Genomic DNA, 1,715 nt, shown 5'->3' with positions numbered 1-1,715 from the left:
GTGGGTCTGCGATGGATCGAGTCAATCGCGCATTGCCCCCAGTTGTACTGGCTTGCAATGGATTTCAATTCGCGACATGTAGAGTATCAAGCTCGCGTTTCGGTATGGTGGAGCACGCCTGAACTTTGAAAATGTGTCAACGCCCGGGCGATAACTCCGACTGTGGGAGAAGGACTTTCACCGTGCCGGTGCCCGGCCGGCGGCCCGGTATGTGCGCCACACGACCACGCCGCACCAAGTGCTGGGCGCGATCGGATCGGCGCTGGAGCATATCGAAGGCACCCATTACAGCGAGCACACTGTATGCCTGCGGGCTCAGCATTGGTGGTGCCGATCAGCGGATCTCGACCACCACTTTGCCGAGGGCGCGGCCCGCGCCGACATGGGCCAGCGCGGCCGCGGTCTCGTCGAGCGTGAAACTGCGGTCGGTGTGGATAGCGATTCGGCCCGCGACACACAACTCCGCTAGGGGTGTGAAGTGCGCGGGCCCTTCCTTCACCGCGAGGACCCCGAGCCCGCGGCCGGTCACCATCCCGGCGACCACGCCGACCGTCGTCATCCGCAGCAACGCGCGTGTGGTGCCGCCGACGCAGCGGTAGCGGCCGCCGCGTGCGACCGACCTGCGATACGCGAAGATCGATCGGTGGGCGACGAGATCGAGTACCCGGTCGTACGGCCCGGTGCGGGTGAAGTCCTCGGCGCGATAGTCGATGACCTCGTCGGCGCCGAGCGTGCGCATGAACGCGAGTTTGGCGGCGTTGTCCACCCCGGTCACGTGCGCGCCTGCGCTTTTGGCCAACTGGATCGCAAACGCTCCCGAGCCCCCGCCCGCGCCGTTGATCAACACCGACATACCGGCGGTGATACCGGCCGTGCCCTGCAGTGCGATCGCCCCGGCTTGCGGCAGGGTCGACGCCTCGGCGAAGCTCAGCGACGCAGGTTTGCGGGCCAGCGCTGATTCGGGAGCCACGGCATATTCCGCGAACCCGCCCTTGAGCGTGAGATTGTCGCCGTAGACCTCCTCACCCGGCGCGAACAAAGTGACCTCGGAGCCAACCGCCTCGACCCGTCCAGCGATGTCGGATCCCAGAACGGGGCGTCCGGGTGCCCGGAGCCCGCCGATCCGCGAATACAGCGGTGTCCCCCGCAGGGTCTCCCAATCGGAGAGGTTGACCGACGTCGCGTGCACCTGGACGAGCACTTGTTTCGGCCCCGGGGAAGGTACCGGGACTTCCGCGAGCGACAGCACCTCAGGGCCGCCGTAGCGGTCATACACCATGGCCCTCATGCGATGCCGACACTGAGGATCGAGCGACAGCCTGACACACGCCATACTCTAGTTGGCTGCCCGCCCCGCGACCGACGAACTGTGCGTTGACATCCCACGACTCGCCGAACCCACTCCCGCACACCAGCAACGTCCTGTATTGCCGTTGCGACACGAAACCGCACGATGCGAGGGAACTCGCAGATAGGAGGGCCGAATTCGGTTTCGGTTGTCAGGGGCAGGCCGGACGGGTGAATCGCGTGAACCTTCGTCGATGTCCGTAAAGAGGGCCCTGCCGATGGGATGATCCCGCCCTCACCGACTACTGGAAAACCCAGCGGCGCAAAGGAATACGCCTCCACCTTCATCGCAACGACTTACGAACTCGTAGAGAGATCGACTGCAGCACAGGAAGTCCGGTGACGCAGCGGGATGTGCTTTCTCCTGG

General features: G+C 65.1%; 1 protein-coding gene. It reads right to left on the bottom strand.

Translation table 11 applies throughout. The annotated features are described in order from the left end of the window. Window positions 1–334: 334 nt before the first annotated feature. On the bottom strand, window positions 335–1,279 hold the full coding sequence (locus ACIBW7_RS43040) for an NAD(P)-dependent alcohol dehydrogenase (protein ID WP_397056925.1): 945 nt from the start codon (window positions 1,277–1,279) through the stop codon (window positions 335–337). Window positions 1,280–1,715: the final 436 nt, after the last annotated feature.

The organism is Nocardia sp. NPDC049526, assembly GCF_044465765.1.
GTDB lineage: Bacteria > Actinomycetota > Actinomycetes > Mycobacteriales > Mycobacteriaceae > Nocardia.
Note: the sequence above shows the minus strand (reverse complement) of the source record. Positions and strands in the feature narration are given on the sequence as shown.

Excerpts from the sequence above, each read along its gene's own strand:
- ACIBW7_RS43040 (WP_397056925.1), bottom strand. The coding sequence starts at position 1,279 with ATGGTGTATGACCGCTACGGCGGCCCTGAGGTGCTGTCGCTCGCGGAA.